Origin of the sequence: Streptomyces sp. NPDC050842 (assembly GCF_044456565.1) — a bacterium.
Taxonomy (GTDB): domain Bacteria; phylum Actinomycetota; class Actinomycetes; order Streptomycetales; family Streptomycetaceae; genus Streptomyces.
The window spans coordinates 585,702-608,841 of sequence record NZ_JBITGA010000003.1 but is presented as its reverse complement, the minus strand read 5'-3'; the positions used below and the strand labels follow the sequence as shown (position 1 = coordinate 608,841).

Sequence of the window (23,140 nt, the reverse complement as noted above, 5' to 3'; positions counted from 1 at the left end):
GACACGGTCTGGGTCTGCACGGGGGGGCGACCTCCAGGACGGGTGATCGCTGCCGGTTCGGAGAGGTCATACGGCAGCAGGACGGCACCATCGACCAGTGTGGGGCACGACACATCGCCGCCACGAGGGGCGTGCGGTGACTTTTTGAATCCGCCCCATCACCGACCGTCAGAGGTCAGAGCGCCCCGGCACCGTTGTTCCGCAGGGACTGGCCGTACTGCGTGAGCACCCACAGTTCGTTCTGCACGGCCGAGAGCTGTTCCGGGTCGCCGTTCGCGCCGAGCCGGGCCAGGGTGCCCTGGACGTCGCGGATGCGGCGGTCGACGGCGCGCAGCCGGACGGTGACGAGCTGGTCGCCCGCGTAGGCCTCGTCGACGGACTTGGCGAAGATCGTCTCGACGGCGAGTTCGGTGACGAGGGAGCGGACGCTGTCGTTGGGGGCGGCCTCGCGGACGGCGTCGAGGTAGTCGGAGGGGGCGCCGGTGGCGCCGCCCGCGTCCTGGACGCACTGTCGGACGGCCGCGTAGGGCGGGGCGGTGAACTCGTCGATGCCGTACGCGTCGAAGGCCGGGGAGACCAGATCGGGGCGCTGGAGGGCGAGCTTGAGGAGTTCGCGCTCGGTGCGGTGGGCGGGGCTGCGCAGGTTGAGCGCGGGGCCGGAGGCGGCGGCCGACGGCGCCGGGGTGTCGTAGCCGCGCTGCGGAGTCGGCTGCGCGGGACCCTTGCCGCCGCGGTCGCGGGCCCAGCGGGCGAGCTGGGCGACCCGCTTGACGACGAACTGGGTGTCGAGGATGCCGAGCATGCCGGCGAGCTGGACGGCGACCTCGTGCTGCGCGCCGATGTTCTTGATGCGGGCGACGACGGGGGCGGCCTCGTCGAGGGCGGCGGCGCGGCCGGCCGGGGTCTCCAGGTCGTAGCGCTTCACGATCTGGCGGAGCGCGAACTCGAAGAGCGGGGTGCGCGGCTGGACGAGTTCGGCGACGGCCGCGTCGCCCTTGGCGAGCCGGAGTTCGCAGGGGTCCATGCCGTCGGGGGCGATGGCGATGTACGTCTCGGCGGCGAACTTCTGGTCGTCCTCGAAGGCGCGCAGGGCGGCCTTCTGGCCGGCGGCGTCGCCGTCGAAGGTGAAGATGACGCGGGCCGAGCCGTTGTCCATGAGGAGGCGGCGGAGGATCTTGATGTGGTCGCCGCCGAAGGCGGTGCCGCAGGTGGCGATGGCGGTGGTGACGCCGGCGAGGTGGCAGGCCATGACGTCGGTGTAGCCCTCGACGACGACGGCCCGGCTGACCTTGGCGATGTCCTTCTTGGCCAGGTCGACGCCGTAGAGCACCTGGGACTTCTTGTAGATCGGCGTCTCGGGCGTGTTGAGGTACTTGGGGCCGTTGTCGTCGTCGCGGAGCTTGCGCGCGCCGAAGCCGACGACGTCGCCGCCGACGTCCCTGATGGGCCACATGAGGCGGCCGCGGAAGCGGTCGATGGGGCCGCGGCGGCCGTCCTGGGAGAGGCCGGAGAGGATCAGTTCCTTGTCGGAGAAGCCCTTGCCGCGCAGGAAGCGGGTGAGGTGGTCCCAGCCGGCCGGGGAGTAGCCGACGCCGAAGTGGGCGGCGGCGGCCTGGTCGAAGCCGCGCTCGGCGAGGAACTTCCGGCCGATCTCGGCCTCGGGCGAGTCGAGTTGGTCGATGTAGAACTGGGTGGCGACCTTGTGCGCCTCGACCAGGCGGATGCGCTCCCCGCGCTGGTGGCCGGGGTTGTAGCCGCCTTCCTCGTACCGCAGGGTGATGCCCGCCTTCGCGGCGAGGCGCTCGACCGTCTCCGAGAAGGAGAGGTGGTCGATCTTCATCACGAAGGCGAAGGTGTCGCCGCCCTCCTGGCAGCCGAAGCAGTGGAAGAGTCCCTTGCTGGGGCTGACCTGGAAGGAGGGCGACTTCTCGTCGTGGAAGGGGCAGAGACCCTTGAGGTTTCCGCCGCCCGCGTTGCGCAGCTGGAGGTACTCGGACACGACGGCGTCGATCGGGACCGCGTCCCGGACCGCCTTCACGTCGTCATCGTTGATCCTGCCTGCCACGCATGAAGTGTACGGGGGTCCGGGGGCCGCCCCCCGGGGAAATGTCGGGGCCGGGGACGGACGGGTTACGAGACCAGGCTCTCCAGAGGCACGGAGGGGTCGGCGAGGGCGTCCGGGTCCACGGCCGCACGGGAACGGATGAGCTGCTGGATGGGCTCTGTGACGTCCCACACATTCACGTTCATGCCGGCGAGGACGCGGCCCTCCTTCAGCCAGAAGGCGATGAACTCGCGCTTGCCGGTGTCGCCGCGGACGACGACCTGGTCGTACGCGCCCGGGGGCGCCCAGCCGGAGTACTCCATGCCCAGGTCGTACTGGTCGGAGAAGAAGTAGGGCACGCGGTCGTAGGAGACGGTCCGGCCGAGCATGGCGCGGGCGGCGACCGGGCCGCCGTTGAGGGCGTTGGCCCAGTGCTCGACGCGGAGCCGGGTGTGGAGCAGCGGGTGGTGGGCGGCGGCCACGTCCCCGGCGGCGTAGATGTCGGGGTCGGAGGTGCGCAGCGACTCGTCGACGGCGATGCCGCCGCCGTCGGCCCGGTCGACGAGGGCGAGCCCGGAGTTCTCGGCGAGGGCGGTACGGGGTGCGGCGCCGATCGCGGCGAGCACGGCGTGCGCGGGGTGCTCCTCGCCGTCGTCGGTGCGGACGGCGAGGACCATGCCGTCCTGGCCGACGATCTCGGTGAGCTTCACGCCGAAGTGGAATCGGACGCCGTGGTCGCTGTGGAGGTCGGCGAAGAGCTGGCCGAGCTCGGGGCCGAGGACGCGGTGGAGCGGGGTGGGCTCGTACTCGACGACGGTGACCTCGGCGCCGTAGCCGCGGGCGGCGGCGGCGACCTCCAGGCCGATCCAGCCGGCGCCGGCGATCACCAGGTGGCCGTTGTCCCTGCCGAGGGCCGCGAGGACCTGGCGGAGCCGGTCGGCGTGGGCGAGCCGGCGCAGGTGGTGGACGCCGGCGAGCTCGGTGCCGGGGACGGAGAGGCGGCGCGGCTCGGCGCCGGTGGCGAGGAGCAGCTTGTCATAGCGGATGACCGTGCCGTCGCCGAGGCGTACGGTGCGGGCCTCGCGGTCGACGGCGGTGACGGCCTGGCCGAGGTGGAGCTCGATGTCGTGCGCCGCGTACCAGGCGGCCTCGTGGACGAAGACCGTGTCCCGCTCCTTGGCGCCGGTGAGGTAGCCCTTGGAGAGGGGTGGGCGCTCGTAGGGGTGGTCGCGCTCGTCGCCGATGAGGATCACCCGGCCGTTGAACCCCTCGGAGCGGAGTGTCTCCGCCGCTTTGGCCCCTGCCAGTCCTCCGCCGACGATGACAAAGGTCTGATCTGCGTCGACCACGTCGTTTCCTCCTCGTTGCGACCGGTTCCAACCTACGCCCCCGGGCGTTCGTCCGGCCGTACCGCCTCGGGGCGTGCATGCGAGCGTCCCGCACGGAGCCGGGGGACGGAAGAGGCCCTGCGGCGCCCCCTACGCCGCGAGCCCGGCCTGATCGGCAAGACACCCCCTACGCGTGGTGGGGGCGGAGGCGGGCGTGGAGGGCGCGGGCGGAGGCGTCGGTGAGGGAGGCGATCTGGTCGACGATGACGCGCTTGCGGGCCCGGTCGTCGCGGGCCGTGTCGAACGCGGCCCGGAACTGCGGTTCGAGGCCGTCGGGGGCGCGGACGACGAGGGCCTCGGCGAGTTCGGCGACGACGACGCGCTGGTCGGCGCGGAGCACTTCCTGCTCGGCGCGCTGCATCACGTACCGGTCGGCGACGGCCTTGAGGACGGCGCATTCGTTGCGCGCCTCGCGGGGGATGACGAGTTCGGCGCCGTAGCGGGTGAGCCGGCCCGTGCCGTACTCCTGGCGGGTGGCGCCCTCGGCGGCGAGGCAGAGGCGGCCGATGAGCTGGCTGGTGGCGTCCTTGAGGCGGGCCTGGGCGACGGCCGAGCCGTCGTAGCCGTGCGGCCACCACTCCTGGTCGACGAGCCGGTCGAGGGCGTCGGCGAGCTCCTGCGGGTCGGTGTCCTCGGGGACGTAGCGGCCGATGGCGACGGACCAGATGTCGTCGCGCTCGGGGTCGGCGAGGAGCATGTTGGGGTCGATGTGGCCGGCGTGCAGGCCGTCCTCGAAGTCGTGGACGGAGTAGGCGACGTCGTCGGCCCAGTCCATGACCTGGGCCTCGAAGCACTTGCGGTGGGCGGGGGCGCCCTCCCGGATCCAGGCGAAGACGGGCAGGTCGTCCTCGTACACGCCGAACTTGGGCGAGCCGGGGTCGTCGGGGTGGCCGCCGCGCGGCCAGGGGTACTTGGTGGCGGCGTCGAGGGCGGCGCGGGTGAGGTTGAGGCCGACGCTGACGAGTTCGCCGTCCTCGTCCTTGACGAAGCGCTTGGGCTCGATGCGGGTGAGGAGGCGGAGCGACTGGGCGTTGCCCTCGAAGCCGCCGCAGTCCTTGGCGACGTCGTTGAGCGCCTGCTCGCCGTTGTGCCCGAAGGGCGGGTGGCCCATGTCGTGGGAGAGGCAGGCGGCCTCGACGAGGTCGGGGTCGCAGCCGAGGGCGGCGCCGAGCTCGCGGCCGACCTGGGCGCACTCCAGGGAGTGCGTGAGCCGGGTGCGGGGGCTGGCGTCCCAGGCGTGGCTGCGGGTGCCGGGGGTGACGACCTGGGTCTTGCCGGCGAGCCTGCGCAGCGCGGCGGAGTGCAGCACGCGGGCGCGGTCGCGCTGGAAGGCGGTGCGGCCGGGGCGCTTGTCGGGTTCGGCGGCCCAGCGCTCGGTCGCGGCGGAGTCGTAGCCGGGGGTGTCGGTGCCGGGGACGCCGCCGGTGATGTCGCTGATGCCGCCGTTGCCTTCGACGCCTTCGATGCCTGCCGTGCCTGCCGTGCCTTCGTTGCCGTCCATGCCCCGACGGTAACCGGAGGGACCGACAGAAGAGCTCAGATGACGGCGAGTTCCCGCGCGCGGGTGGTGCCGGCGACGCCCGCGAGGGCGCGGTCGTAGCGGTGGAGGACGAGGCGGGCGAGGGCCGGGTGGGCACCGAGCGGGGCGGCGGCGATCCAGGGGGCGTGGGCGGCGGCGCGGGTCGCGAAGAGGCCGGGGGCGGTGAAGCAGGAGGCGACGGCGACCCGGTGGCGGCCCCGGGCGGCGAGGGCGCGGACGGCCTCGGGCACGGTGGGCGCGGCGGCGGAGGCGTACGCGGGGAGGACGGGCACACCGCCGAGGCGCTCGCCGAGCAGGGCGGCGATCCGGCGGATCTCGGCGCCGGACCGGGGGTCGCGGGAGCCGGCGGAGGCGAGGACGACGCCGGTGGCGCGGGAGGTCCCGTCGGCGGGGCCCCAGCCGGCCTCGGCGAGCCGGTCGGCGAGGGCCTCGACGAGGAGGGGGTGCGCGCCGAGCGGCTCGGCGACCCGGGCGCGGAGGCCGGGTGCGGCGGCGAGGGCGGCGGGGAGGTCGTGGGTGACGTGGTGGCCGGGGGCGAAGAGGAGGGGTACGAGGACGGCGTCCCGGCCCTCGGCGGCGAGTCCGGCGAGGGTGTCGTCGAGGAGGGGTGCGTTCAGCTCGATGTGGGCGAGGCGCACGTCGAACCCGGGGCGCAGCTCGCGGACCCGGTCCAGGAGGCGGCTCAGGGCGGCCCGGGCGCGGGGGTCGCGGCTGCCGTGCCCGACGGCGACGAGGGTGGGCGTGGGCTGGGTGGTGCCGTTCACGTTCATGGGCGGACGCGTCCTCGGGAAGGGGAGGTGGCTGAGCCGCGCCCCGAGTTGCTCGGCGATGCCGCCGAGCCACTCGGGTGCGCTGTCGAACGTGCTGTCCGGCTCCGTCATGCACCGATCCTGAGGCCGGCACGTTGCCTGCCCGTTACGCGCGGGGGTCACGACTGTTTTCCTTGACTCCTCGCCTTCCCTGAGGGGAGGGGATTCCTGGCTCACGTCGGCTGCGGACCGGCGGTCTGACTCTCGGGCCACTACCTCGGTGTGGGCGTTGCTCGCCCACACCGAGGTTGTCCGGATTCCGGTCGCCCTGGGAGTCCGGGGACGGTGTCAGGCGCCCAGCCAGACTCGCAGGGGGCCGATCTCCTCGAAGCCGACCGCGAGGGCGGGGGGCAGGTCGCCGCCGGACTCGTAGCCGACGACGGGGCGGTCGGCCGGGGCGGCGGCGAGGGCGCCCGCCCAGGTGGTGGACGGGTCGGTGTCCCCCGTGGCGAAGAGGTTGGAGACGCCGGTGACCCGGGCGCTCGCGCTGAGCACCGCGCCGCCGAGGATCCGGCCGTCGGCGGCGTATCCGGCGACGATCGTCGTCGCCGGGTCGGCGAGGAGTTCGGGCCGGAAGAGCGCCGCGTCGTCGGCGTCGTCGCCACTCCACGCGAGGGCCCAGGCGGCGAGTTCCTCCGGGGTGCGGACCGGGCACCAGTCGCCTGTGGCGGCGGGAGCGGGGAGGCCCGCGGGCCGGTGGATCCAGCTCGCCTCGAAGAGGAGCCGGAAGCCCTCGGCGGCCAGGTCGAGGCGGGCGAAGCTGTCCTTGACGGAGGCTCCGGAGGCGGTGCGGTCGATGCCGGCCAGGACGTCCTTCACGTCCGCGTCCTCGGTCAGCGTCACGGCGTCGGGGTAGTAGAGCGGGGTGCGGCGCTCGTTGGTCCAGGCGCGGGACCCGAAGGCGCCGGGGTGTCCATGGGCGCGGCACATGGCCTGGCACCACTCGGCGTTGTTGCGGACCGCGTCCCCGAGGACGGCATCGATGATCACGGGCGGACCGCAGAGTCCGGGTGCCACACGTACCGGATGTCCGGCTCCTGTTCCTCGTTGCGCCGGCCGTCGGTGCGCTCGGCCTCGACGAAGCCGTGCCGTTCGTAGAAGCGGCCCGCCGGGGCGTTGACCTGGAACGTCCACAGGCTCAGCCCGGTCGGACGGCTCTGCTTGGCGACCTCCACGAGCCGGTCGCCGATGCCCTGGCCACGCCACGGCGTATCGATGTAGAGCTGATCCAGCTCTTCGTCGTCCAGGACCATCATGGCGACGACCGAGCCTTCGACCGTCGCCACCCAGGTCTCCTGGTTCGGCACGACGATCTCCCGGAGCCAGTACCGGACCTCGTCGTCCGTGTGCGCGCGGCGCACGCTCGGGAGCGCCGCCGTGTACGAGCGGAGCCACACATCGGCCACCGCGGCGGCGTCGGAATCGGCCGCACGGCGAATGTCAAAGTTTTCGATCTTCACGGCTCGGATGGTACGGGCCCTCGCACCTATCCCTCCCCTCTTTTTTCCTTCCGAATCACGGAATATCTTTTCCACTATGAGAATGTCCCCGCCCTCTCTCCCCCGGCGCACCGCCGCCGAATTCATCGGTACCGCCGCCCTCGTCGCCGTCATCGTCGGTTCCGGCATCCGCGCCGACTCCCTCAGCCAGGACATCGGTGTCCGGCTGCTCGCCAACGCCGCCGCCTCCGCCGTCGGCCTCGGTCTGCTCATCGCCCTCATCGGCCCGCTCTCCGGGGCCCACTTCAACCCCGTCGTGACCCTCTCCGAGTGGTGGTCGCGGCGGCACGAGCGCGGCGGGCGTGAGGCCCTCGCCTACATCGGCGCCCAGGTCGCCGGAGCCGTCGCCGGAGCCCTGCTCGCCGAGGCCATGTTCGGGCGCGCGCCCGGCGCCTGGGCCACCGAGCCCCGGTCGGCGCTCCACCTCCTCCTCGGCGAGGCCGTCGCCACCGCCGGGCTCGTCCTCGTCGTGCAGGGCCTGCGCCGCATCGGGCGCCCCGGGCTCGCCCCGGTCGCGGTCGCGGGGTACATCGGCGCGGCGATCTGGTTCACCTCCTCCGGCTCCTTCGCCAATCCGGCGGCCACCTTCGGCCGCGCGTTCTCCGACTCCTTCACCGGGATCGCCCCCGGCTCCGTGCCCTCGTACGCCGCCGCGCAGATCCTCGGCATGGTCATCGGTCTCGGGCTCGCCGGTGTGCTGTACGGAACAGTTCGGGAGGCCGGCGAACCGAAGTCCGCCGATCCGCGTCGGACGGAGTGACAGCACCACACCCAGCCATGGAGGTTCCCGCATGCCGGCACGGCCGATCCGGTGGCCCCGCACGACGCGGGGCCGTCGCCGCACCGTCCAGGCCGTCATGCTCGGCGCGGTCCTCGCGCTCGCCCCGGCCACCTGGATGCACACGGTCGCCGAGCCCCGGCTCCGCACCACCGCCGACGTGCCCGCCCGGGACGTCGCCGTCGTCTTCGGCGCCGGGCTGTGGAAGGGGCGCCCCACCCCGTACCTCGCGCACCGGCTCGACACGGCCGCCGAGCTGTACCGCACGGGCAAGGTCCGGGTCCTGCTCGTCACCGGCGACAACAGCAGGACCGCGTACGACGAGCCCAGCGCCATGCGCACCTACCTCACCGAGCGCGGGGTGCCCGAGGGCCGGATCGTCAACGACTACGCGGGCTTCGACACCTGGGACTCCTGCGTCAGGGCCAAGAAGGTCTTCGGCGTCGACCGGGCCGTCCTCGTGACCCAGGACTTCCACATCAAGCGGGCCGTCGCGCTGTGCGGGGCCGCCGGCGTCGACGCGTACGGGGTCGGCGTCGCCGAACCCCACGACCGCACCTGGTACTACGGCACCACCCGCGAGCTGTTCGCGGCGGCCAAGGCCGCCCTCGACGCGGGCCTGCGCCCCGACCCCCACTTCCTCGGCCCGAAGGAGCCCGGTGTCGTCGAGGCCCTCGCCTCACCTCCCGGCGAGCGGTGAGCTGAGCGGAGAGCCCCGCGTCCGTAATACGCGGCGCCGCCCCGCGTAACACGGCTGACCCACGCTGGCCGTATGTCCGAGGTCACCGCCGTTCCCACCCACTGCCCCTACTGCGCCCTGCAGTGCGGCATGTCGCTCCGCCCCACCGGCGTCCCGGAGCTGCCCGCCGAGGTGGTCGACCGGACCGATTTCCCCGTCAACCGGGGCGCCTTGTGCGGCAAGGGCCGCACCGCCCCCTCCGTGCTCTCCTCCCGGGTCCGGCTCACCGAACCCCTGGTCCGATGCCCTGACACGGGGGATCTGCGGCCCGCGACCTGGGAGGAGGCGCTCGCCGCCGTCGCCGACGGACTGAGCAGGACCCGCGCCGACCACGGCGCCGATGCCGTGGGGGTCTTCGGCGGCGGCGGGCTCACCAACGAGAAGGCGTACACGCTGGGCAAGTTCGCCCGGCTCGTGCTCGGCACCTCGCAGATCGACTACAACGGGCGCTTCTGCATGTCGTCCGCCGCCGCCGCGCACGGCAGGGCCTTCGGCCTCGACCGGGGGCTCCCCTTCCCCCTGGAGGACATTCCCAGGACCGGCTGCGTGATCCTCGTCGGCTCCAACCTCGCCGAGACCATGCCGCCCGCCCTGCGCTACCTCACCGAGCTCAAGGAGAACGGCGGCAAGCTGATCGTCATCGATCCGCGCCGCACCCGCACCGCCGAGCAGGCCGACCTCCACCTCGCACCGCGCCCCGGCACCGACCTCGCGCTCGCCCTCGGCATGCTCCACCTCGTCGTCGCCGAAGGGCGCGTGGACGAGGAGTTCGTGGCAACGCGCACCTCCGGCTGGGAGGCCGCCCGCGCCGGCGCCATGTCCCACTGGCCCGAGCAGGTCGAGCGGATCACCGGCGTCTCCGTGCCGCAGCTCCGCGAGGCGGTCGCGATGTTCTCCGACGCCGGCACCGGCATGGTGCTGACCGCGCGCGGCCCCGAGCAGCAGTCCAAGGGGACGGACACCGTCGGCGCCTGGATCAATCTGTGCCTCGCCACCGGAAAGGCGGGGCGGCCGCTGAGCGGCTACGGCTGCCTCACCGGCCAGGGCAACGGTCAGGGCGGCCGCGAGCACGGCCAGAAGGCCGACCAGCTGCCCGGCTACCGCAAGCTCGACGACCCGGCGGCCCGCGCGCACGTCGCCGGCGTGTGGGGCGTGGACCCGGAGTCGCTGCCGGGGCCCGGGCGGAGCGCGTACGAGCTCCTCGACGCGCTCGGCGGCGACGTGAAGGCCCTGCTCCTCATGGGCTCCAACCCGGTCGTCTCCGCGCCGCGCGCCGCGCACGTCGAGGAGCGGCTGCGCTCGCTCGACTTCCTCGCCGTCGCCGACGTCGTGCTCTCCGAGACCGCCGCGCTCGCCGACGTCGTCCTGCCCGTCACCCAGTGGGCCGAGGAGACCGGGACGATGACGAACCTGGAGGGGCGGGTGCTGCTGCGGCGCCGCGCCCTCACCCCGCCCGCCGGGGTACGCAGCGACCTGGAGGTGCTGCACGCGCTCGCCGGACTCCTCGGCTGGGAGAAGGGCTTCTCCGCGGAGCCGGAGGAGGTCTTCGAGGAGCTGCGCCGCGCCTCGGAAGGCGGCCCCGCGGACTACTCCGGCATCAGCTACCGGCGGATCGAGGACGAGCAGGGCGTCTTCTGGCCCTGCCCCGGGACCGGCGCGGGCGAACCCGAGCATCCCGGCACGCCCCGGCTCTTCCTGGAGCGCTTCGCGACCCCCGACGGGCGGGCCCGGTTCGTGCCGGTGGTGCACCGGCCCGCCGCGGAGGAGACGGACGCCGAGTACCCGGTCGTCCTGACCACGGGCCGGGTCGTGTCCCAGTACCAGTCGGGCGCGCAGACCCGGCGGGTCGCCGAGCTGAACGCGGCGGCGCCCGGGCCGTTCGTGGAGCTCCACCCGCGGCTCGCCGAGCGGCTCGGGGTGGCCGAGGGCGAGCGGCTGGCGGTGGTCTCGCGGCGCGGGCGGGCCGTCGCACCGGCCCGGATCACGACGGCCATCCGGCCGGACACGGTCTTCATGCCGTTCCACTGGGCGGGCGAGGGACGGGCGAACACGCTCGTCAATCCGGCGCTCGACCCGGTCTCCCGGATGCCCGAGTTCAAGGTGTGCGCGGTCCGTCTGGAGCGGGACGCCTGAACCAGTCGCCCGTGGGGATGAGCGGGCCGACTTCCGTCTCCGGGCTCGCGACGTACGTCCACGCCCGGACCGTTGCGCCGTCGCGGAGCCGGACCGTCTCGACGGCTGTCCGCTCGTACCCGGCGTCGCCCTCCATCCGGTCCAGTACGCCGAGCAGTTCGCCGTACGCGTCGGGCGCCGCCGTCACGAGGGTGCCCGCGACCGTGCCCTCGCCCGGCACCGCGTACGGGTAGCCGGGGCCGTCGTGCAGGAGGGCACCCGGGAGCCGGGCCTCCTCCTCGGCGGCCGTGCGGCCGAGGAGGAGCCGGTCGTGGTTGTACGCGCCCGGGCGCAGCGTCCCGTAGACGAAGAACGGGAGGGGCGTCCTCATGGGTGCGCCACCTCCCGGCCGAGCCAGGCCAGGTAGGCGGAGGAGGCCCGGACGACGGGGGTGGCGATGATCTCCGGCGTGTCGTAGTCGTGGGCGGCGAGGAGGTGGGCCTCCAGGGCCTCGTAGCGGGCCTCGGTGGTCTTGAGGACGACCTGCCACTCCTCGGCGGTCTCGATCGCCCGCTGCCAGTGGTAGACGGAGGTGACGGGCCCGGAGACCTGGGCGCAGGCGGCGAGGCGGGCCTCGACGGCGTCGCGCGCGAGTGCCTCGGCCTTCTCTTGGCTGTCGGTGGTCGTGAGGACGGTGAGGGCGAGAGTGGTCACGCCCTCACCGTACTGAGGGTTCACGCCGCCGCGAACTGGGCTTCGTACAGCCGGGCGTACGCGCCGCCGGCCGCGAGGAGCTCCTCGTGGGTGCCCTGCTCGGCGATCGAGCCGCTCTCCATCACCAGGATGGTGTCGGCGTCCCGGATCGTGGAGAGCCGGTGGGCGACGACGAAGCTGGTGCGGCCCGCGCGGAGGGACGACATGGCCTGCTGGACGAGGAGCTCGGTGCGGGTGTCGACGGAGCTGGTGGCCTCGTCGAGGACGAGGATCACCGGCTCGGAGAGGAACGCCCGGGCGAGCGTGACCAGCTGCTTCTCGCCGGCGCTGAGGCCTCCCCCGTCCTCGTCGAGAACCGTGTCGTACCCGTCGGGGAGGGTCCGGATGAAGCGGTCGGCGTGCGCGGCCCGCGCGGCCTCGACGATCCGCTCCCGGGAGACCTCGCCGGGCAGCCCGTACGCGATGTTGTCGGCGATGGTGCCGCCGAAGAGCCACGTGTCCTGGAGGACCATGCCGATCCCGGCCCGCAGCTCCTCGCGGGTCATCGTCGCGATGTCCGTCCCGTCCAGGGTGATCCGGCCGCCCGTGACCTCGTAGAACCGCATGAGGAGGTTGACGAGGGTCGTCTTGCCGGCGCCCGTCGGGCCGACGATCGCGACCGTCCGGCCCGGCTCCACCGTGAGCGACAGGTCCTCGACGAGCGGCTTGTCGGGCTCGTAGCGGAAGGCGACCTTCTCGAAGGAGACCCGGCCCCTGACCCGCGCGGGGCGCTGCGGCTCCGCCGGGTCGGCGGACTCCTCGTCGGCGTCGAGGAGGTCGAAGACCCGCTCGGCGGAGGCCACCCCGGACTGGAGGAGGTTGGCCATGGCGGCGACCTGGTTGATCGGGCCGTTGAACTCGTACGAGTACTGGATGAAGGCCTGGACGTCGCCGACGGTCAGGGTGCCGCTCGCCACCCGCAGGCCGCCGACCACCGCGAGGACGACGTAGTTGAGGTTGCCGACGAAGGTCAGCGCGGGCTGGATGAAGCCGGAGACGAACTGGGCGCGGAAGCTCGCCCGGTACAGCTCCTCGCCGATCTCGTCGAAGCGCCGCACGGCCTCGGCGCGGCGGCCGAAGGCGACGACCTCGGTGTGGCCGGTGATCATCTCCTCGGCGTGGCTGCCGAGCCGGCCGGTGACCGCCCACTGCTTCACGAACTGCGGCTGGGCGCGCCGCCCGACGAAGGCGGCGACGGCGACCGAGACGGGCACGGTGGCGAGGGCGACGAGCGCGAGGAGCGGGGAGATCCAGAACATCATCGCGAGGACGCCGACGAGGGTCAGCAGGGCGCGGGTCATCTGGCTGAAGGTCTGCTGGAGGGTCTGGGTGATGTTGTCGATGTCGTTCGTGGTGCGGGAGAGGACCTCGCCGCGCGGCTGGCGGTCGAAGTACGTGAGTGGGAGCCGCGCCAGCTTGTGCTGGGCCTGCTCCCGGAGGCGCCGGCCGGCCCGCTGGACGACGGTGGTGGCGATCCGCAGCTGGATCCAGGTGAAGAGGGACGAGCCGGCGACGACCGCGACGGAGACGGCGAGGAGCAGGCCGACGCCCGCGAAGTCGACTCCGGCCGGGCCGGTGGCGCCGGTGACGACGAGGTCGGTGGCGCGGCCGAGGAGGAGGGGGCTGAGGACGCCGAGGGCGACGGCGGTGGCGCCCATGGCGAGGACGGCGAGCAGTAAGGCCCTGTCGGGGGCGAGGGTGCGCAGGAGGCGCAGGCCGGAGGCGCGGAACGCCAGGGAGCGTTCGAGGCCGGTGGTGGGGAGGCCGGGGCCGCGTTCCTTGGGCGGGGGGCCGCTGCGGGCGGGGGCGGTGCGGGTGCCGGGCGCGGGGCGGGTGGGCGTCGCCGTACTCATGCGGCTTCCTCCTCGGTGAGCTGGGAGAGGACGATCTCCCGGTAGGTGGCGCTGTCCCGCATGAGGGACTCGTGGGTGCCGGTGCCGACGGTCCGGCCCCGGTCGAGGACGACGATCCGGTCGGCGTGCCGGATGGTGGAGACCCGCTGGGCGACGATCACCACGGTCGCGTCGGCGGTCTCCCGTCGGAGCGCTTCGCGGAGCCGGGCGTCGGTGGCGGCGTCGAGGGCGGAGAAGGAGTCGTCGAAGAGGTAGAGGCGGGGGCGGGCGACGAGGACCCGGGCGATGGCGAGCCGCTGGCGCTGGCCGCCGGAGAGGTTGGTGCCGCCCTGGGCGATCGGGGCGGCCAGGCCGCCGTCGAGCCCGCCGACGAGGCTGTCGTCGAGGCCGTCGTCGAGGCCGCTGTCCAGGCGGCCGTCCAGGGCCCGGACGAAGTCGGCTGCCTGGGCGGTCTCCAGGGCGTGCCAGAGTTCCTCGTCGGTCGCGTCGGGATTCCCGTACCGCAGGTTCGTCGCGACCGTCCCGGAGAAGAGATAGGGCTTCTGGGAGACGAGGCCGACGGTCCTGGCCATCAGGGCGGGGTCGAGTGCGCGGACGTCGACGCCGTCGACGAGGACCTCGCCGCCGGTGGCGTCGAAGAGCCGGGGCACGAGCCCGAGGAGCGTCGACTTGCCGCTGCCGGTGGAGCCGATGATCGCGGTGGTCTCGCCGGGCCGGGCGACGAGGTCGACGTCCTGGAGGACGGACTCCTCGGCGCCCGGGTACCGGAATCCGACGCCCGTGAGGTCGAGGTGTCCGGTGCCCTTGAGGGCGCGGACGGGGTGGGCCGGCGGGGTGACGGAGAGCGGGGTGTCGAGGACCTCGCGGATGCGCTCGGCGCCGACCTCGGCGCGCGGCATGTGCATGAGGAGGAAGAGGACCATCATCACGGACATGGAGGTCTGGAGCAGGTAGCCGAGGAAGGCGACGAGCCCGCCGGGCTGGAGGTCGCCGCCGTCGATGCGGTGGGCGCCGACGTAGATGAGGGCGACGGTCGTCAGCTCCCAGACGACGAGGACCGTCGGGAACATGAGCGCCTGGAGCCGGCCGGCCCGGAGGCCGACGGTGAGGAGTTCGTCGTTGGCCGCGGCGAACCGGTCCCGCTCGTGCCGGTCGCGAACGAAGGCGCGGACCACGCGGATGCCGGTGATCTGCTCGCGCAGGATCCGGTTGACCCGGTCGACGCGCTCCTGCATGCCGCGGAAGAGAGGTCGCATCCGCAGGACGATGGCGCCGACGGCGCCGGTCATCACGGGCAGGAAGAGGAACAGGACCAGGGCCATCGGCACGTCCTGGCGCAGGGCCATGGCGAGACCGCCGAAGCAGAGCAGGGGCGCGGCGACCAGCATCGTCAGGACGAGGACGGTGAACGTCTGGACCTGCTGGACGTCGTTGGTGGTCCGGGTGATGAGGGAGGCGGCGCCGAACCGGCCCCGCTCCTGGGCGGAGAAGTCCTGGACGCGGCGGAAGACCTCGGAGCGCAGGTCGCGGGCGACGCCCATGGCGATCCTGGCGCCGGTGTAGGTGGCGGCGGCCGCCGCCGCGGCCTGGAGGAGGGTGATGCCGAGCATCTCGGCGCCGCCGCGGAGGACCCGGTCGGTGTCCCCGCGGAGGACGCCCTCGTCGATGACTCCGGCGTTGAGGGCGGGCAGGGCGAGCGAGGCGAGGGACTGGACGAGCTGGAGGAGGACGAGGACGGCGAGGAGAGCCCGGTAGGGCCTGAGGCGGGGAGCGAGGAGTCTCAGCAGCACGGTGTCGGTCCCTCACGCGGCGTACGGACGGGTGGACTTGGCTTCCTTGAGCGCGAGCGCCCACCAGGCGAGCTGGTCGAGGAGGACCTTGGCCGCGCCCTCGGCGCCGGCGGGGTCCTTGTGGCGTCCGTCCTCGTCGAAGAGCGACCAGGCGGAGTGGAAGGAGACGGAGTCGCGGACGGTGACGGCGTGGACCTCGGCGAAGATCTGGCGGAGCTGCTCGACGGCCCGCAGGCCGCCGGAGATGCCGCCGTAGGAGACGAAGCCGACGGGCTTGGCCTGCCACTCGGTGAAGTGCCAGTCGATGAGGTTCTTGAGGGCGGCGGGGAAGGAGTGGTTGTACTCGGGGGTGAGGACGACGAAGGCGTCGGCGGCGGCAAGGGCCGGGGAGACCTTGGCGAGTTCGGCGCGGACGGCCGGGGAGGGGTGGTGGGAGAGGGCGGTGGGGAGGTCGACCTCGGCGAGGTCGACGACCGTCACGGCGAAGTCCTCGCGCTCGTCGAGCCGGGAGCGCATCCAGTCCGCGATGACGGGGGCGAAGCGGCCTTCGCGGTCGCTCGCGACGATCAGGGCGAGGGTGAGAGGGGCGGCGGCGTTCGTGAGGGCCGCGGAGTTCGTGATGTCGGTGTCCATGTCGATGATCGTGGTACCTCAAGTTTGGTTGAGGTCAAGCGGTGATCCCGACGACTTTTCCAAGGGCCTTTCCTCGCACGTACGGTGAGGGCATGACGACTCCGCACGCCGCACCCCCCACCCCACCCGCGTACGTCGAGATCGACGGCGCCCCGGCGGCCGACCCGGAGCTCCTCACCACCCTGATGAGCGGCTTCGGCCACTTCACGGCGATGCAGGTGCGGGACGGGCGCGTGAAGGGCCTCGGCCTCCACCTCGAACGGCTCGACCGCTCCACCCGCGAGCTCTTCGAGGAGGAACTGCCCGGCGACCGGGTCCGCGAGCTGCTCACCGGGGCCGTGGCGGCCTCCGGACGGCGGGACTGCTCGGCGCGCGTGTACGTGTACGACGGCGTCCGCCTCCTGGTCGTCGTCCGCGAGCCCGCCCCGGACGGGCTCGGGGCGCCGCAGCGCCTGCGGAGCGTCGACTACCTGCGCCCCGCGGCGCACATCAAGCACCTCGGCGGCTTCGGCCAGAACTACCACCGCGAGGCGGCCGAGCGCGCGGGCTACGACGAGGCCCTGCTGACCTCCCCGAACGGCGACATCGCCGAGGGAGCGGTCACCAACATCGCCTTCTGGGACGGCACTTCGGTGGTCTGGCCGTCGGCGCCCCACCTGACGGGGATCACGATGAGCCTCCTCGAACCGCTGCTCGGCTCGGTGCGGCGGCCGGTGTCGCTCGGGGACCTGGGCGGGTACCGTGCGGCCTTCGTGACGAACTCCCGCGGGATCGCACCGGTTTCGGGCATCGACGCGATCGACTTCGCGGTGGACGAGGACCTGATGAAGAGGGTCTACTCGGCGTACGAGTCGGTGGAGTGGGACGCACTGTAGGAGGCGGGGAGAACGATGGTCGCGCGATACGTGGTCTCGCCGCGGGGCGGACGCCGCGCCTACCGCGACATCTCGTCCGCGCTCCGCGCCGCGGAGGTACGGGGCCGGGCGGCGCTGATCGAGATCGCGCCCGGCCACTACGAGGAGGCCCTCACCGTCCGGGGCGAGGTCCGGCTGGCCGCGGCGGAGGGCCCGGGCTCCGTCCTGGTGAGCAGGCCGCGCGGCGCCGTCCTCGACGCCTTCGGCACGGTCTCCGTCCACGGCCTGACGCTGGCCGGCCGGGACGCCGGCGTGGACATCGTCGGCTGCCACACGGGGAGCCTGACACTCGACCGCACGGAGGTGCGGGCGCACGACGGCGCCGCCGTGCACGCCCGGCCGTACACCTCGGTCACCCTGCGGGACAGCGTGGTCCTGTACGGCCGCACCGTGTTCACCGGGTCGGTCGGACTGATCGAGCGGTGCCGGTTCACCGACGCCGCCCACAACGCCGTCGCCGCGATCGAGGGCGCCCGCGTCACGGTCCGGGGCAGCCGGATCGAGGGCAGTCGGCTCCACGGCCTGCGCGTCTGCGACGCACACGCCGAGATCGCCGGCTGCGAGGTGACCGGCACCGGGCAGGCGGCGGTCGTGGCGGACACCCGGGGAGAGCTCGCCGTGGTGGACTGCGCGATCAGCGCCACCCACGCGGAGGGGATCGTGTTCATCGAGCAGTCCCGGGGCTCCGTGGACCGCACGCGCGTCACCGACGCGCTGCACGGGATCGTCACGAAGAGCGGCGCCGGGCCGGTGGTGCGCGGCTCCGTGTTCGCCGACTGCCGCGACTCCGGCATCAACGTCCAGGACGCGGGCCTGGGGACGTTCGAGCACTGCCAGGTGCTCGGCGCGCGCAACGTCGCGGTGTTCTCGACCAAGGGCGGCGCGCCCGAGGTGCGGGACTGCCGCGTCTCCGGCGGGAACGTCGGCATCGCCGTCACGGACGGCGGCAGGGGCCGCTTCACCCGGGTCGTGGTCGAAGACCTGTCGGGCACCGCGCTGCGGGTGTGGGACGGGTCCGAGGGCGTGTTCCGGGACGTCCTGGTGGAGCGCTGCACGCTGGGCATGGACACCAAGGGTGACGGCGGCACGACGGCCGACCTCGCCGACGTGGTGTTCCGCGACTTCGAGACCGCGGTGACCGCGCTCGGCCAGTCCAGGGTGACGCTCAGGAACGCGACGGCGGAGCGCGGAGCCGTGGGCTTCGGCGTCGGCGAGGAGGCGCGGCTCGCCGTGTACGACAGCACGGTCACGGCGGTGAGCGTCGGCGGGGCCGTGGCACTCGGCAAGGGGAGGTTCTCCGCGAGGAACCTCACCGTGAACGGGTCCGCGGGAACCGGATTGACCGGGAGCGAGTCCGGCTACCTGGACGTCGCCGACAGCGAGTTCACCGACTGCGCGTCCGCCGGCGCCGTCTTCGCCGACCAGAGCTCCGGCCGCCTGGTGGACTGCGCCGTGAACGGCCCGGAAGGGACACCCGCCGTGCTGGACAACGGCCGAGCCGATCTCGTCTCCCTGCGCACGTCACTGCCGGTCGTCCGCAAGACCGTCCGCACCGTCGAGCAGACGCCGACGGTCGTCAACAACTACACCGGTCCGGTCATCACCGGCCCCGTCGCTCACAGCCAGTTCTCGTGGAACAACGACAACGTGGTCCAGCAGCAGACCGAAGAGGACGGTTCCCCATCATGAACGACCCGCAGAACCCACAGAGCCCTCAGACCGTGCACCACCACGACGGGCCGGTCATCCACGGCTCCTCCTCCCACAACCAGTTCGCCTGGAACAACGAGACGGTCACCCAGAACCAGCAGAGCAACGGCGCCACGGTCGCCCCCGGCTACGAGGCGCTCGCCGAGCTCGTGGCCGGTCTGCTCGGGCAGCTGCCGCAGGCCGGCCTCGCCGACCGGGACCGCGAGGACGCGGAGGCGGCGGCGCAGGAGGTCCTCGCGGAGATCACCCGGACGGACGCCGCCCCGGAGGAGGGCCGGCTGCGCCGCGCGCTCGCCGGGCTCAGGGGGGCGCTGGCCCCGGTGGCGACGGGTGTCGTGGCCGGGACGACGGTGGGGGCACAGGAGTGGGCCCTGGGGGCGATCACCAGCCTGACCGGCGCACTGTGACCGGGCGGGGGGCGGCGACGGCGAGCCGCGAGGGGCACGGAGGGCGACACGCCGTGTCACCCGTTCGGCACGGGCCGTCAGCTGACGCGACGTAACCAGCCCTGACCTGCGTAAACGTCGGAAATCCAGCCGACACACCGCACCGGACGGCGCAATCCTGATGCCCCATCAGCAGGCGGGGGGCGCGGGGCGGCTCTTATCTCGGTCACAGAAGGTCCGTTCCGGGAAGTCCCTCCCGGGAGGACCCCCGGCATGACCGGCATGACCGCTCGCGCGCCCCGGAGGACCCCATGCGCACCACTGCCCGCCTGTTCACCGGTACCGCGCTGGCGGTCGCCGCGATCGGGGCGTTCGCCGCCCCCGCGGCGTACGCCGGCAACGAGAACAACAACGACTGGGGGACGCTGGAGGTCTACCCGTCCTCCGCCTCCCCGGGCACGACCGTCACCGTCAACACCCTGGCCTGCGGCAAGCACGGCCGGGGCGTCGGCGACGCGAACTCGCTGGGTGCCGGCGACTTCAAGCTGGAGCCGAGCACGCACAAGGAGGTCGTGGTCGGCCAGTTCCGCGTGCCGGAGCACGCCAAGGCCGGTACGTACGGCATCAGTGTCGCCTGCGACAACGGGAAGACGGCCCGGGGAGACCTGACCGTCAAGCACCGGAATCCGAGCGGCCACGTCCAGACCGGCGTCGGCGGCAGTGTCGGCCCCGACTCCACCCAGGTCACGGCGGGCGCGGCGGTGCTGGCCGCGGCTGCCGTCGGCGGTGTCTGGCTCCTGCGCCGCCGGGCGAGCGGCGCGCAGGGGCACTGAGGACCACCGCCCGTCCTGCCCCCGCCGCGCGCCCGCATACGGCCCGGCGGGGGCAGGGCTACATCACCACCGGAAGCACGCGAGGGAACCCAGGGGAATCCAGGTGAGCAACAGGAGCAAGAGCTGGGGCATAGCCGTGGCCGCCTGCGTCGGGCTCTGGCTCGTCCAGAACGGCTCGCAGGACGTCACCCCGCCCGTACCGTCCGCCGCCCAGGCCTTCGCGGCCGGGCCGAGCGTGCACACCGACGCCGCCGCCGACCCGCTGCCGCCCTCGGCGCCCGTACGGCTCCGCATCCCCGAGACCGACGTGGACACGCCGATGACGCGGCTCGGCCTGGCGGCGAACGGCTCGCTCGAAGTGCCGCCGGCCGAGGACCGGAACCTGGCCGGCTGGTACGGGGACGGCACCCCGCCCGGGGCCAAGGGCACGGCGATCGTCGCGGGCCACGTCGACAACGCCGCCGGTCCGGCCGTCTTCTACACGCTGGGCGCGCTGAAGAAGGGCCACCGCATCGAGGTGGACCGGCAGGACGGCCGTACCGCCGTCTTCACGGTCGACGCGGTCGAGGTGTACGCGAACAAGGACTTCCCGGACAAGAAGGTGTACGGGGAGACGGACCGCGCCGAGATCCGGGTCATCACCTGCGGCGGCGGCTTCTCGAAGAAGAACGGCTACCAGGGGAACGTGGTCGCCTTCGGCCACCTCATCGGCGTGCGGTAGCCGCCGGAGGGCTTCACGCCCACTGGTCGAAGGCGAGCTTCGCGACCAGCGAGAAGACCACGACCAGCAGCACCCCGCGGACGAACTCGGCGCCCTTGCTCAGCGCCATCCGGGCCCCGATCATGGCGCCCGTGAGGTTGAAGACCGCCATGATCGCCGCCAGCTGCCAGTACACGCTGCCCTGGTAGGCGAACATGGCGAGCGCGCCCGCGTTGGTGCAGACGTTGACGATCTTCGCGGTGGCGGAGGCGGTCACCAGGTCCAGGTGGAGCACGGCGGTCAGGGCGAGGACCAGGAAGGTGCCGGTGCCCGGCCCGAACAGGCCGTCGTAGAAGCCGATCCCGCCGCCGACGACCACGATCGCGGTCACGATCCGGGCCCGGGTCAGCGGCGCCCGGTCCACCCCCTCGGGCTTCGCGCCGAACGACGGCCGCAGCATCACGAAGGCTCCCACGGCGACCAGCACCACCATGATCACCGGGCGCAGGACGTCGCTGCTGATCCCCGCGGCGAAGAACGCGCCGGCCATGGAGCCCGCGAGGGCCGCGAGCCCGATCCGTACGGCCGTCCAGACCTGGACGGGCGCCTTGCGGACGTACGTGACGGCGGCCCCGGTGGTGCCCACGATCGCCACGGCCTTGTTGGTGCCGAGGATGTGCGCGGCCGGGACATGGGGCAGCCCGAGCAGGAGAGCGGGAAGCAGGAGGAGCCCTCCGCCGCCCACCACGGCATCGATCCAGCCGGCCACGAGCGCGGCGAGGCAGAGCAGGACGAGGGTGGTCAGGGTGATCTCGGGCATGGGCGAGAGCCTAGGGAGACGATCGTTGCCCCGTCCATCGATCCCGTGATCGTTGAGCTACGTCTGAGGTTGCGGCGGACGTGCCGGCGGATGTCGCGGCGGACGTGCCGGCGGATGTCGCGGCGGACGTGCCGGCAGATGTCGCGGCGGACGTTTCCGCGGACGTCGCGGCTGAGGTCGCGGCGCCCGGTTCGCGGTCGGGCGCGGGCGGGGCGGCCGGGGCGACGGCGGCCGTGAGCAGGGTCGCGGCGAGTGCCCCGGCGCCGAGGAGCGCGGCGGCGAGCCGCCGACGGGCCCGCTCCTCACCGTGGGGCGCCGGACGGGCGCGGTGTCTAGCCATGGCCGAAGTCCTCGCTGTGGATACGGAAGGCGGGCACCCCGGCCCGGATCAGGGAGTCGGTCGCGGCGCGGGCCATCGCGGGCGGGCCGCACAGGTACACGTCGTGGGCGGCGACGTCGGGCACGAGATCGCGCAGCGCGCGGGGGGCCAGGGGGTCGAAGGCGCCGTCCGACGGGCCGAGCAGGAAGTGCAGGGCGGCCCGCCGCTCGCGGGCGATGGCCTCCAGCTCCTCGCGCAGGACGAGACCGGCCGCGTCGGAGGCCCGGTAGAGGAGGGTGACGTCGCCCGGGCCGCCGGGCAGGGTCTCGAAGAGGGCGCGCAGCGGGGTGATGCCGACGCCGCCCGCGAGCAGGAGGACCTTGCGGCGGGTACGGCGGTGGGCGGTGAGCGCGCCGAACGGGCCGGAGGCCAGGACCCGCGTCCCGGGGCGGAGGCGCCGGATCCGGCGGGTGTGGTCGCCGAGCGCCTTGACGGTGATCCGCAGGGTGTCGTCGCGGACGGGTGCGGAGAGGGAGAAGGGCAGGGCGGTCGCCCAGAGCCCGCGCCGGAGGAAGCGCCAGCGGAAGAACTGGCCGGGCTCGGCGCGCAGCCGGGCCACTCCCCTGCCCTGGACGAGGACGGAGACGACGCCGGGTCCCTCGTCGCGGACCTCGGCGACCCGCAGCTCGTGCCGGACGGCGGCGCGGACGGGGACGACGATCCGGTACCAGACGAGGAGGACGCCGACGGTGGCGTGGGCCATCGACCAGAGCCAGACGGTGAGGAGGCTCCCGGCGACGTCGGGGCCGGCGAGCTGGTGGACGAAGCCGAGCGCGGCGGCGAGGAGGCCGCTCAGGTGGACGGCCCGCCAGGTCTCGTGCCGGACGCGGCGGCGGACGGCCCGGGCGGAGGTGACACCGACGGCGACGAGGAGGGCGCTGCCGGCGGTGGCGGCGGCGATCGCCGCGTAGGAGAGGAGGTCTCCGGTGGCGGTGACGAGGTCGGTGTGGGTGTGTACCGCGTACCCGCACAGGGCGAGGAGGGCGTGGGCGCCGATGAGGCCGAGGACGTACCGGCCGCCGAGGGCGTGCCACCGGGCCAGCCGGTCGGCGCCGACGCCGTGCTCGACGGCCGGGACGCGGGCCATGAGCAGGAGGAGGACGAGGACGCCGTACCCGGCGAGGAGCCCGGTGAGGTGGGCGCCGGTCGCGAAGAAGGCGTCGAGGCGGGCGGAGGGACGGGCCTGGAGGCCCCAGAGGAGGGCGACCGCTCCGGCGCCGGCGACGATCGCGGTCCGCAGCCGCTCGGGGGCGAGGCGGAGGGCGGGAGCGGAGGCGCGAACGGGAGCGGAGGCGGGAGCGGGGGCGGGAGCGGGGGCGGGAGCGGAGGCGCGAACGGGGGCGGGAGTGGGGGCGGGGACCGCGACGGGGAGCGACTCGGCTCGGAGAGGTACGTAGAGAGGGTGGTGGCTGGCCTCGGTGGTCACATCCGGCACCCTAGGTCCGCTCCTGTACGGGAAT

The 23,140-nt window shown here is 73.6% G+C and carries 21 protein-coding genes; 8 read left to right on the top strand and 13 right to left on the bottom strand.

What is annotated here, in order from left to right; genetic code table 11:
• Positions 1 to 175: 175 nt before the first annotated feature.
• The 6 genes from dnaG to ACIBG6_RS11895 all read right to left on the bottom strand — a co-directional run bounded on the left by dnaG (position 176) and on the right by ACIBG6_RS11895 (position 7,241).
• The gene (dnaG, locus tag ACIBG6_RS11920; RefSeq protein ID WP_399222438.1) at positions 176 to 2,065 is read right to left on the bottom strand and encodes a DNA primase; all 1,890 of its coding nucleotides are present in this window, start codon (positions 2,063 to 2,065) and stop codon (positions 176 to 178) included.
• Between the two features lie 65 nt (positions 2,066 to 2,130).
• The gene (locus ACIBG6_RS11915; RefSeq protein WP_399222437.1) at positions 2,131 to 3,393 is read right to left on the bottom strand and encodes an NAD(P)/FAD-dependent oxidoreductase; all 1,263 of its coding nucleotides are present in this window, start codon (positions 3,391 to 3,393) and stop codon (positions 2,131 to 2,133) included.
• 166 nt (positions 3,394 to 3,559) lie between these two features.
• Positions 3,560 to 4,933 (bottom strand): deoxyguanosinetriphosphate triphosphohydrolase, encoded by a 1,374-nt coding sequence (locus ACIBG6_RS11910; RefSeq protein WP_399222435.1) that lies wholly within the window; start codon positions 4,931 to 4,933, stop codon positions 3,560 to 3,562.
• Positions 4,934 to 4,968: 35 nt separating this feature from the next.
• Entirely contained in the window at positions 4,969 to 5,853 is an 885-nt protein-coding gene (locus ACIBG6_RS11905) for a sirohydrochlorin chelatase (protein WP_399222434.1), read from the bottom strand.
• A gap of 216 nt (positions 5,854 to 6,069) precedes the next feature.
• Positions 6,070 to 6,711: a hypothetical protein gene (locus ACIBG6_RS11900; protein ID WP_399222689.1), complete on the bottom strand. Its 642-nt coding sequence runs from the start codon at positions 6,709 to 6,711 to the stop codon at positions 6,070 to 6,072.
• A 56-nt stretch (positions 6,712 to 6,767) separates the two neighbouring features.
• Entirely contained in the window at positions 6,768 to 7,241 is a 474-nt protein-coding gene (locus ACIBG6_RS11895) for a GNAT family N-acetyltransferase (protein ID WP_399222433.1), read from the bottom strand.
• 76 nt (positions 7,242 to 7,317) lie between these two features.
• Between ACIBG6_RS11895 and ACIBG6_RS11890 the strand changes: the two genes are divergently transcribed.
• The 3 genes from ACIBG6_RS11890 to ACIBG6_RS11880 all read left to right on the top strand — a co-directional run bounded on the left by ACIBG6_RS11890 (position 7,318) and on the right by ACIBG6_RS11880 (position 10,930).
• The gene (locus ACIBG6_RS11890; protein ID WP_399222432.1) at positions 7,318 to 8,040 is read left to right on the top strand and encodes an aquaporin; all 723 of its coding nucleotides are present in this window, start codon (positions 7,318 to 7,320) and stop codon (positions 8,038 to 8,040) included.
• Between the two features lie 31 nt (positions 8,041 to 8,071).
• Positions 8,072 to 8,758 carry a vancomycin high temperature exclusion protein gene (locus ACIBG6_RS11885; RefSeq protein ID WP_399222431.1) on the top strand — a complete coding sequence of 229 codons (687 nt, stop codon included), beginning with the start codon at positions 8,072 to 8,074 and terminating at the stop codon, positions 8,756 to 8,758.
• 72 nt (positions 8,759 to 8,830) lie between these two features.
• Positions 8,831 to 10,930, top strand: a complete 2,100-nt coding sequence (locus tag ACIBG6_RS11880; protein WP_399222430.1) for a molybdopterin oxidoreductase family protein — start codon at positions 8,831 to 8,833, stop codon at positions 10,928 to 10,930.
• On the opposite strand, the gene ACIBG6_RS11875 is transcribed toward ACIBG6_RS11880, so the two are convergent.
• The 5 genes from ACIBG6_RS11875 to ACIBG6_RS11855 are packed head-to-tail and all read right to left on the bottom strand — an operon-like array spanning position 10,893 to position 15,938.
• Positions 10,893 to 11,300, bottom strand: a complete 408-nt coding sequence (locus ACIBG6_RS11875; protein WP_399222429.1) for a gamma-glutamylcyclotransferase family protein — start codon at positions 11,298 to 11,300, stop codon at positions 10,893 to 10,895. The two genes, ACIBG6_RS11880 and ACIBG6_RS11875, sit on opposite strands and share 38 nt — an antisense overlap.
• Complete coding sequence (cutA, locus tag ACIBG6_RS11870; RefSeq protein ID WP_399222428.1) at positions 11,297 to 11,623, bottom strand: divalent-cation tolerance protein CutA; 327 nt, start codon at positions 11,621 to 11,623, stop codon at positions 11,297 to 11,299. The genes ACIBG6_RS11875 and cutA overlap by 4 nt, the downstream gene beginning before the upstream one ends.
• A gap of 20 nt (positions 11,624 to 11,643) precedes the next feature.
• Positions 11,644 to 13,515: an ABC transporter ATP-binding protein gene (locus tag ACIBG6_RS11865; protein ID WP_399222427.1), complete on the bottom strand. Its 1,872-nt coding sequence runs from the start codon at positions 13,513 to 13,515 to the stop codon at positions 11,644 to 11,646.
• Positions 13,512 to 15,305 (bottom strand): ABC transporter ATP-binding protein, encoded by a 1,794-nt coding sequence (locus ACIBG6_RS11860; RefSeq protein ID WP_399222426.1) that lies wholly within the window; start codon positions 15,303 to 15,305, stop codon positions 13,512 to 13,514. The genes ACIBG6_RS11865 and ACIBG6_RS11860 overlap by 4 nt, the downstream gene beginning before the upstream one ends.
• A 12-nt stretch (positions 15,306 to 15,317) precedes the next feature.
• Positions 15,318 to 15,938: an NADPH-dependent FMN reductase gene (locus tag ACIBG6_RS11855; RefSeq protein WP_399222425.1), complete on the bottom strand. Its 621-nt coding sequence runs from the start codon at positions 15,936 to 15,938 to the stop codon at positions 15,318 to 15,320.
• A gap of 92 nt (positions 15,939 to 16,030) precedes the next feature.
• Between ACIBG6_RS11855 and ACIBG6_RS11850 the strand changes: the two genes are divergently transcribed.
• The 5 genes from ACIBG6_RS11850 (at position 16,031) to ACIBG6_RS11830 (ending at position 20,502) form a co-directional block, all read left to right on the top strand.
• Positions 16,031 to 16,813, top strand: a complete 783-nt coding sequence (locus tag ACIBG6_RS11850) for an aminotransferase class IV (RefSeq protein WP_399222424.1) — start codon at positions 16,031 to 16,033, stop codon at positions 16,811 to 16,813.
• A 15-nt stretch (positions 16,814 to 16,828) separates the two neighbouring features.
• A complete protein-coding gene (locus tag ACIBG6_RS11845) occupies positions 16,829 to 18,541 on the top strand; it encodes a right-handed parallel beta-helix repeat-containing protein (protein ID WP_399222423.1) in 1,713 nt (570 codons plus the stop codon).
• Positions 18,538 to 18,969: a hypothetical protein gene (locus tag ACIBG6_RS11840; protein ID WP_399222422.1), complete on the top strand. Its 432-nt coding sequence runs from the start codon at positions 18,538 to 18,540 to the stop codon at positions 18,967 to 18,969. The genes ACIBG6_RS11845 and ACIBG6_RS11840 overlap by 4 nt, the downstream gene beginning before the upstream one ends.
• Before the next feature lie 290 nt (positions 18,970 to 19,259).
• Positions 19,260 to 19,781, top strand: a complete 522-nt coding sequence (locus tag ACIBG6_RS11835) for a hypothetical protein (RefSeq protein ID WP_399222421.1) — start codon at positions 19,260 to 19,262, stop codon at positions 19,779 to 19,781.
• Positions 19,782 to 19,884: 103 nt separating this feature from the next.
• A complete protein-coding gene (locus tag ACIBG6_RS11830; protein ID WP_399222420.1) occupies positions 19,885 to 20,502 on the top strand; it encodes a class F sortase in 618 nt (205 codons plus the stop codon).
• 13 nt (positions 20,503 to 20,515) lie between these two features.
• On the opposite strand, the gene ACIBG6_RS11825 is transcribed toward ACIBG6_RS11830, so the two are convergent.
• Together ACIBG6_RS11825 and ACIBG6_RS11820 are read right to left on the bottom strand one after the other, a co-directional pair.
• The gene (locus ACIBG6_RS11825) at positions 20,516 to 21,301 is read right to left on the bottom strand and encodes a TSUP family transporter (RefSeq protein WP_399222419.1); all 786 of its coding nucleotides are present in this window, start codon (positions 21,299 to 21,301) and stop codon (positions 20,516 to 20,518) included.
• 332 nt (positions 21,302 to 21,633) lie between these two features.
• Positions 21,634 to 23,115 (bottom strand): ferric reductase-like transmembrane domain-containing protein, encoded by a 1,482-nt coding sequence (locus tag ACIBG6_RS11820; RefSeq protein WP_399222418.1) that lies wholly within the window; start codon positions 23,113 to 23,115, stop codon positions 21,634 to 21,636.
• Positions 23,116 to 23,140: the final 25 nt, after the last annotated feature.

Excerpts from the sequence above, each read along its gene's own strand:
- ACIBG6_RS11885 (WP_399222431.1), top strand. The coding sequence starts at position 8,072 with ATGCCGGCACGGCCGATCCGGTGGCCCCGCACGACGCGGGGCCGTCGC.
- ACIBG6_RS11840 (WP_399222422.1), top strand. The coding sequence starts at position 18,538 with ATGAACGACCCGCAGAACCCACAGAGCCCTCAGACCGTGCACCACCAC.
- ACIBG6_RS11890 (WP_399222432.1), top strand. The coding sequence starts at position 7,318 with ATGAGAATGTCCCCGCCCTCTCTCCCCCGGCGCACCGCCGCCGAATTC.
- ACIBG6_RS11880 (WP_399222430.1), top strand. The coding sequence starts at position 8,831 with ATGTCCGAGGTCACCGCCGTTCCCACCCACTGCCCCTACTGCGCCCTG.
- ACIBG6_RS11835 (WP_399222421.1), top strand. The coding sequence starts at position 19,260 with ATGCGCACCACTGCCCGCCTGTTCACCGGTACCGCGCTGGCGGTCGCC.
- ACIBG6_RS11910 (WP_399222435.1), bottom strand. The coding sequence starts at position 4,933 with ATGGACGGCAACGAAGGCACGGCAGGCACGGCAGGCATCGAAGGCGTC.
- ACIBG6_RS11855 (WP_399222425.1), bottom strand. The coding sequence starts at position 15,938 with ATGGACACCGACATCACGAACTCCGCGGCCCTCACGAACGCCGCCGCC.
- ACIBG6_RS11850 (WP_399222424.1), top strand. The coding sequence starts at position 16,031 with ATGACGACTCCGCACGCCGCACCCCCCACCCCACCCGCGTACGTCGAG.
- ACIBG6_RS11865 (WP_399222427.1), bottom strand. The coding sequence starts at position 13,515 with ATGAGTACGGCGACGCCCACCCGCCCCGCGCCCGGCACCCGCACCGCC.
- ACIBG6_RS11900 (WP_399222689.1), bottom strand. The coding sequence starts at position 6,711 with ATGTGCCGCGCCCATGGACACCCCGGCGCCTTCGGGTCCCGCGCCTGG.
- ACIBG6_RS11825 (WP_399222419.1), bottom strand. The coding sequence starts at position 21,301 with ATGCCCGAGATCACCCTGACCACCCTCGTCCTGCTCTGCCTCGCCGCG.
- ACIBG6_RS11875 (WP_399222429.1), bottom strand. The coding sequence starts at position 11,300 with ATGAGGACGCCCCTCCCGTTCTTCGTCTACGGGACGCTGCGCCCGGGC.
- ACIBG6_RS11845 (WP_399222423.1), top strand. The coding sequence starts at position 16,829 with ATGGTCGCGCGATACGTGGTCTCGCCGCGGGGCGGACGCCGCGCCTAC.
- ACIBG6_RS11905 (WP_399222434.1), bottom strand. The coding sequence starts at position 5,853 with ATGACGGAGCCGGACAGCACGTTCGACAGCGCACCCGAGTGGCTCGGC.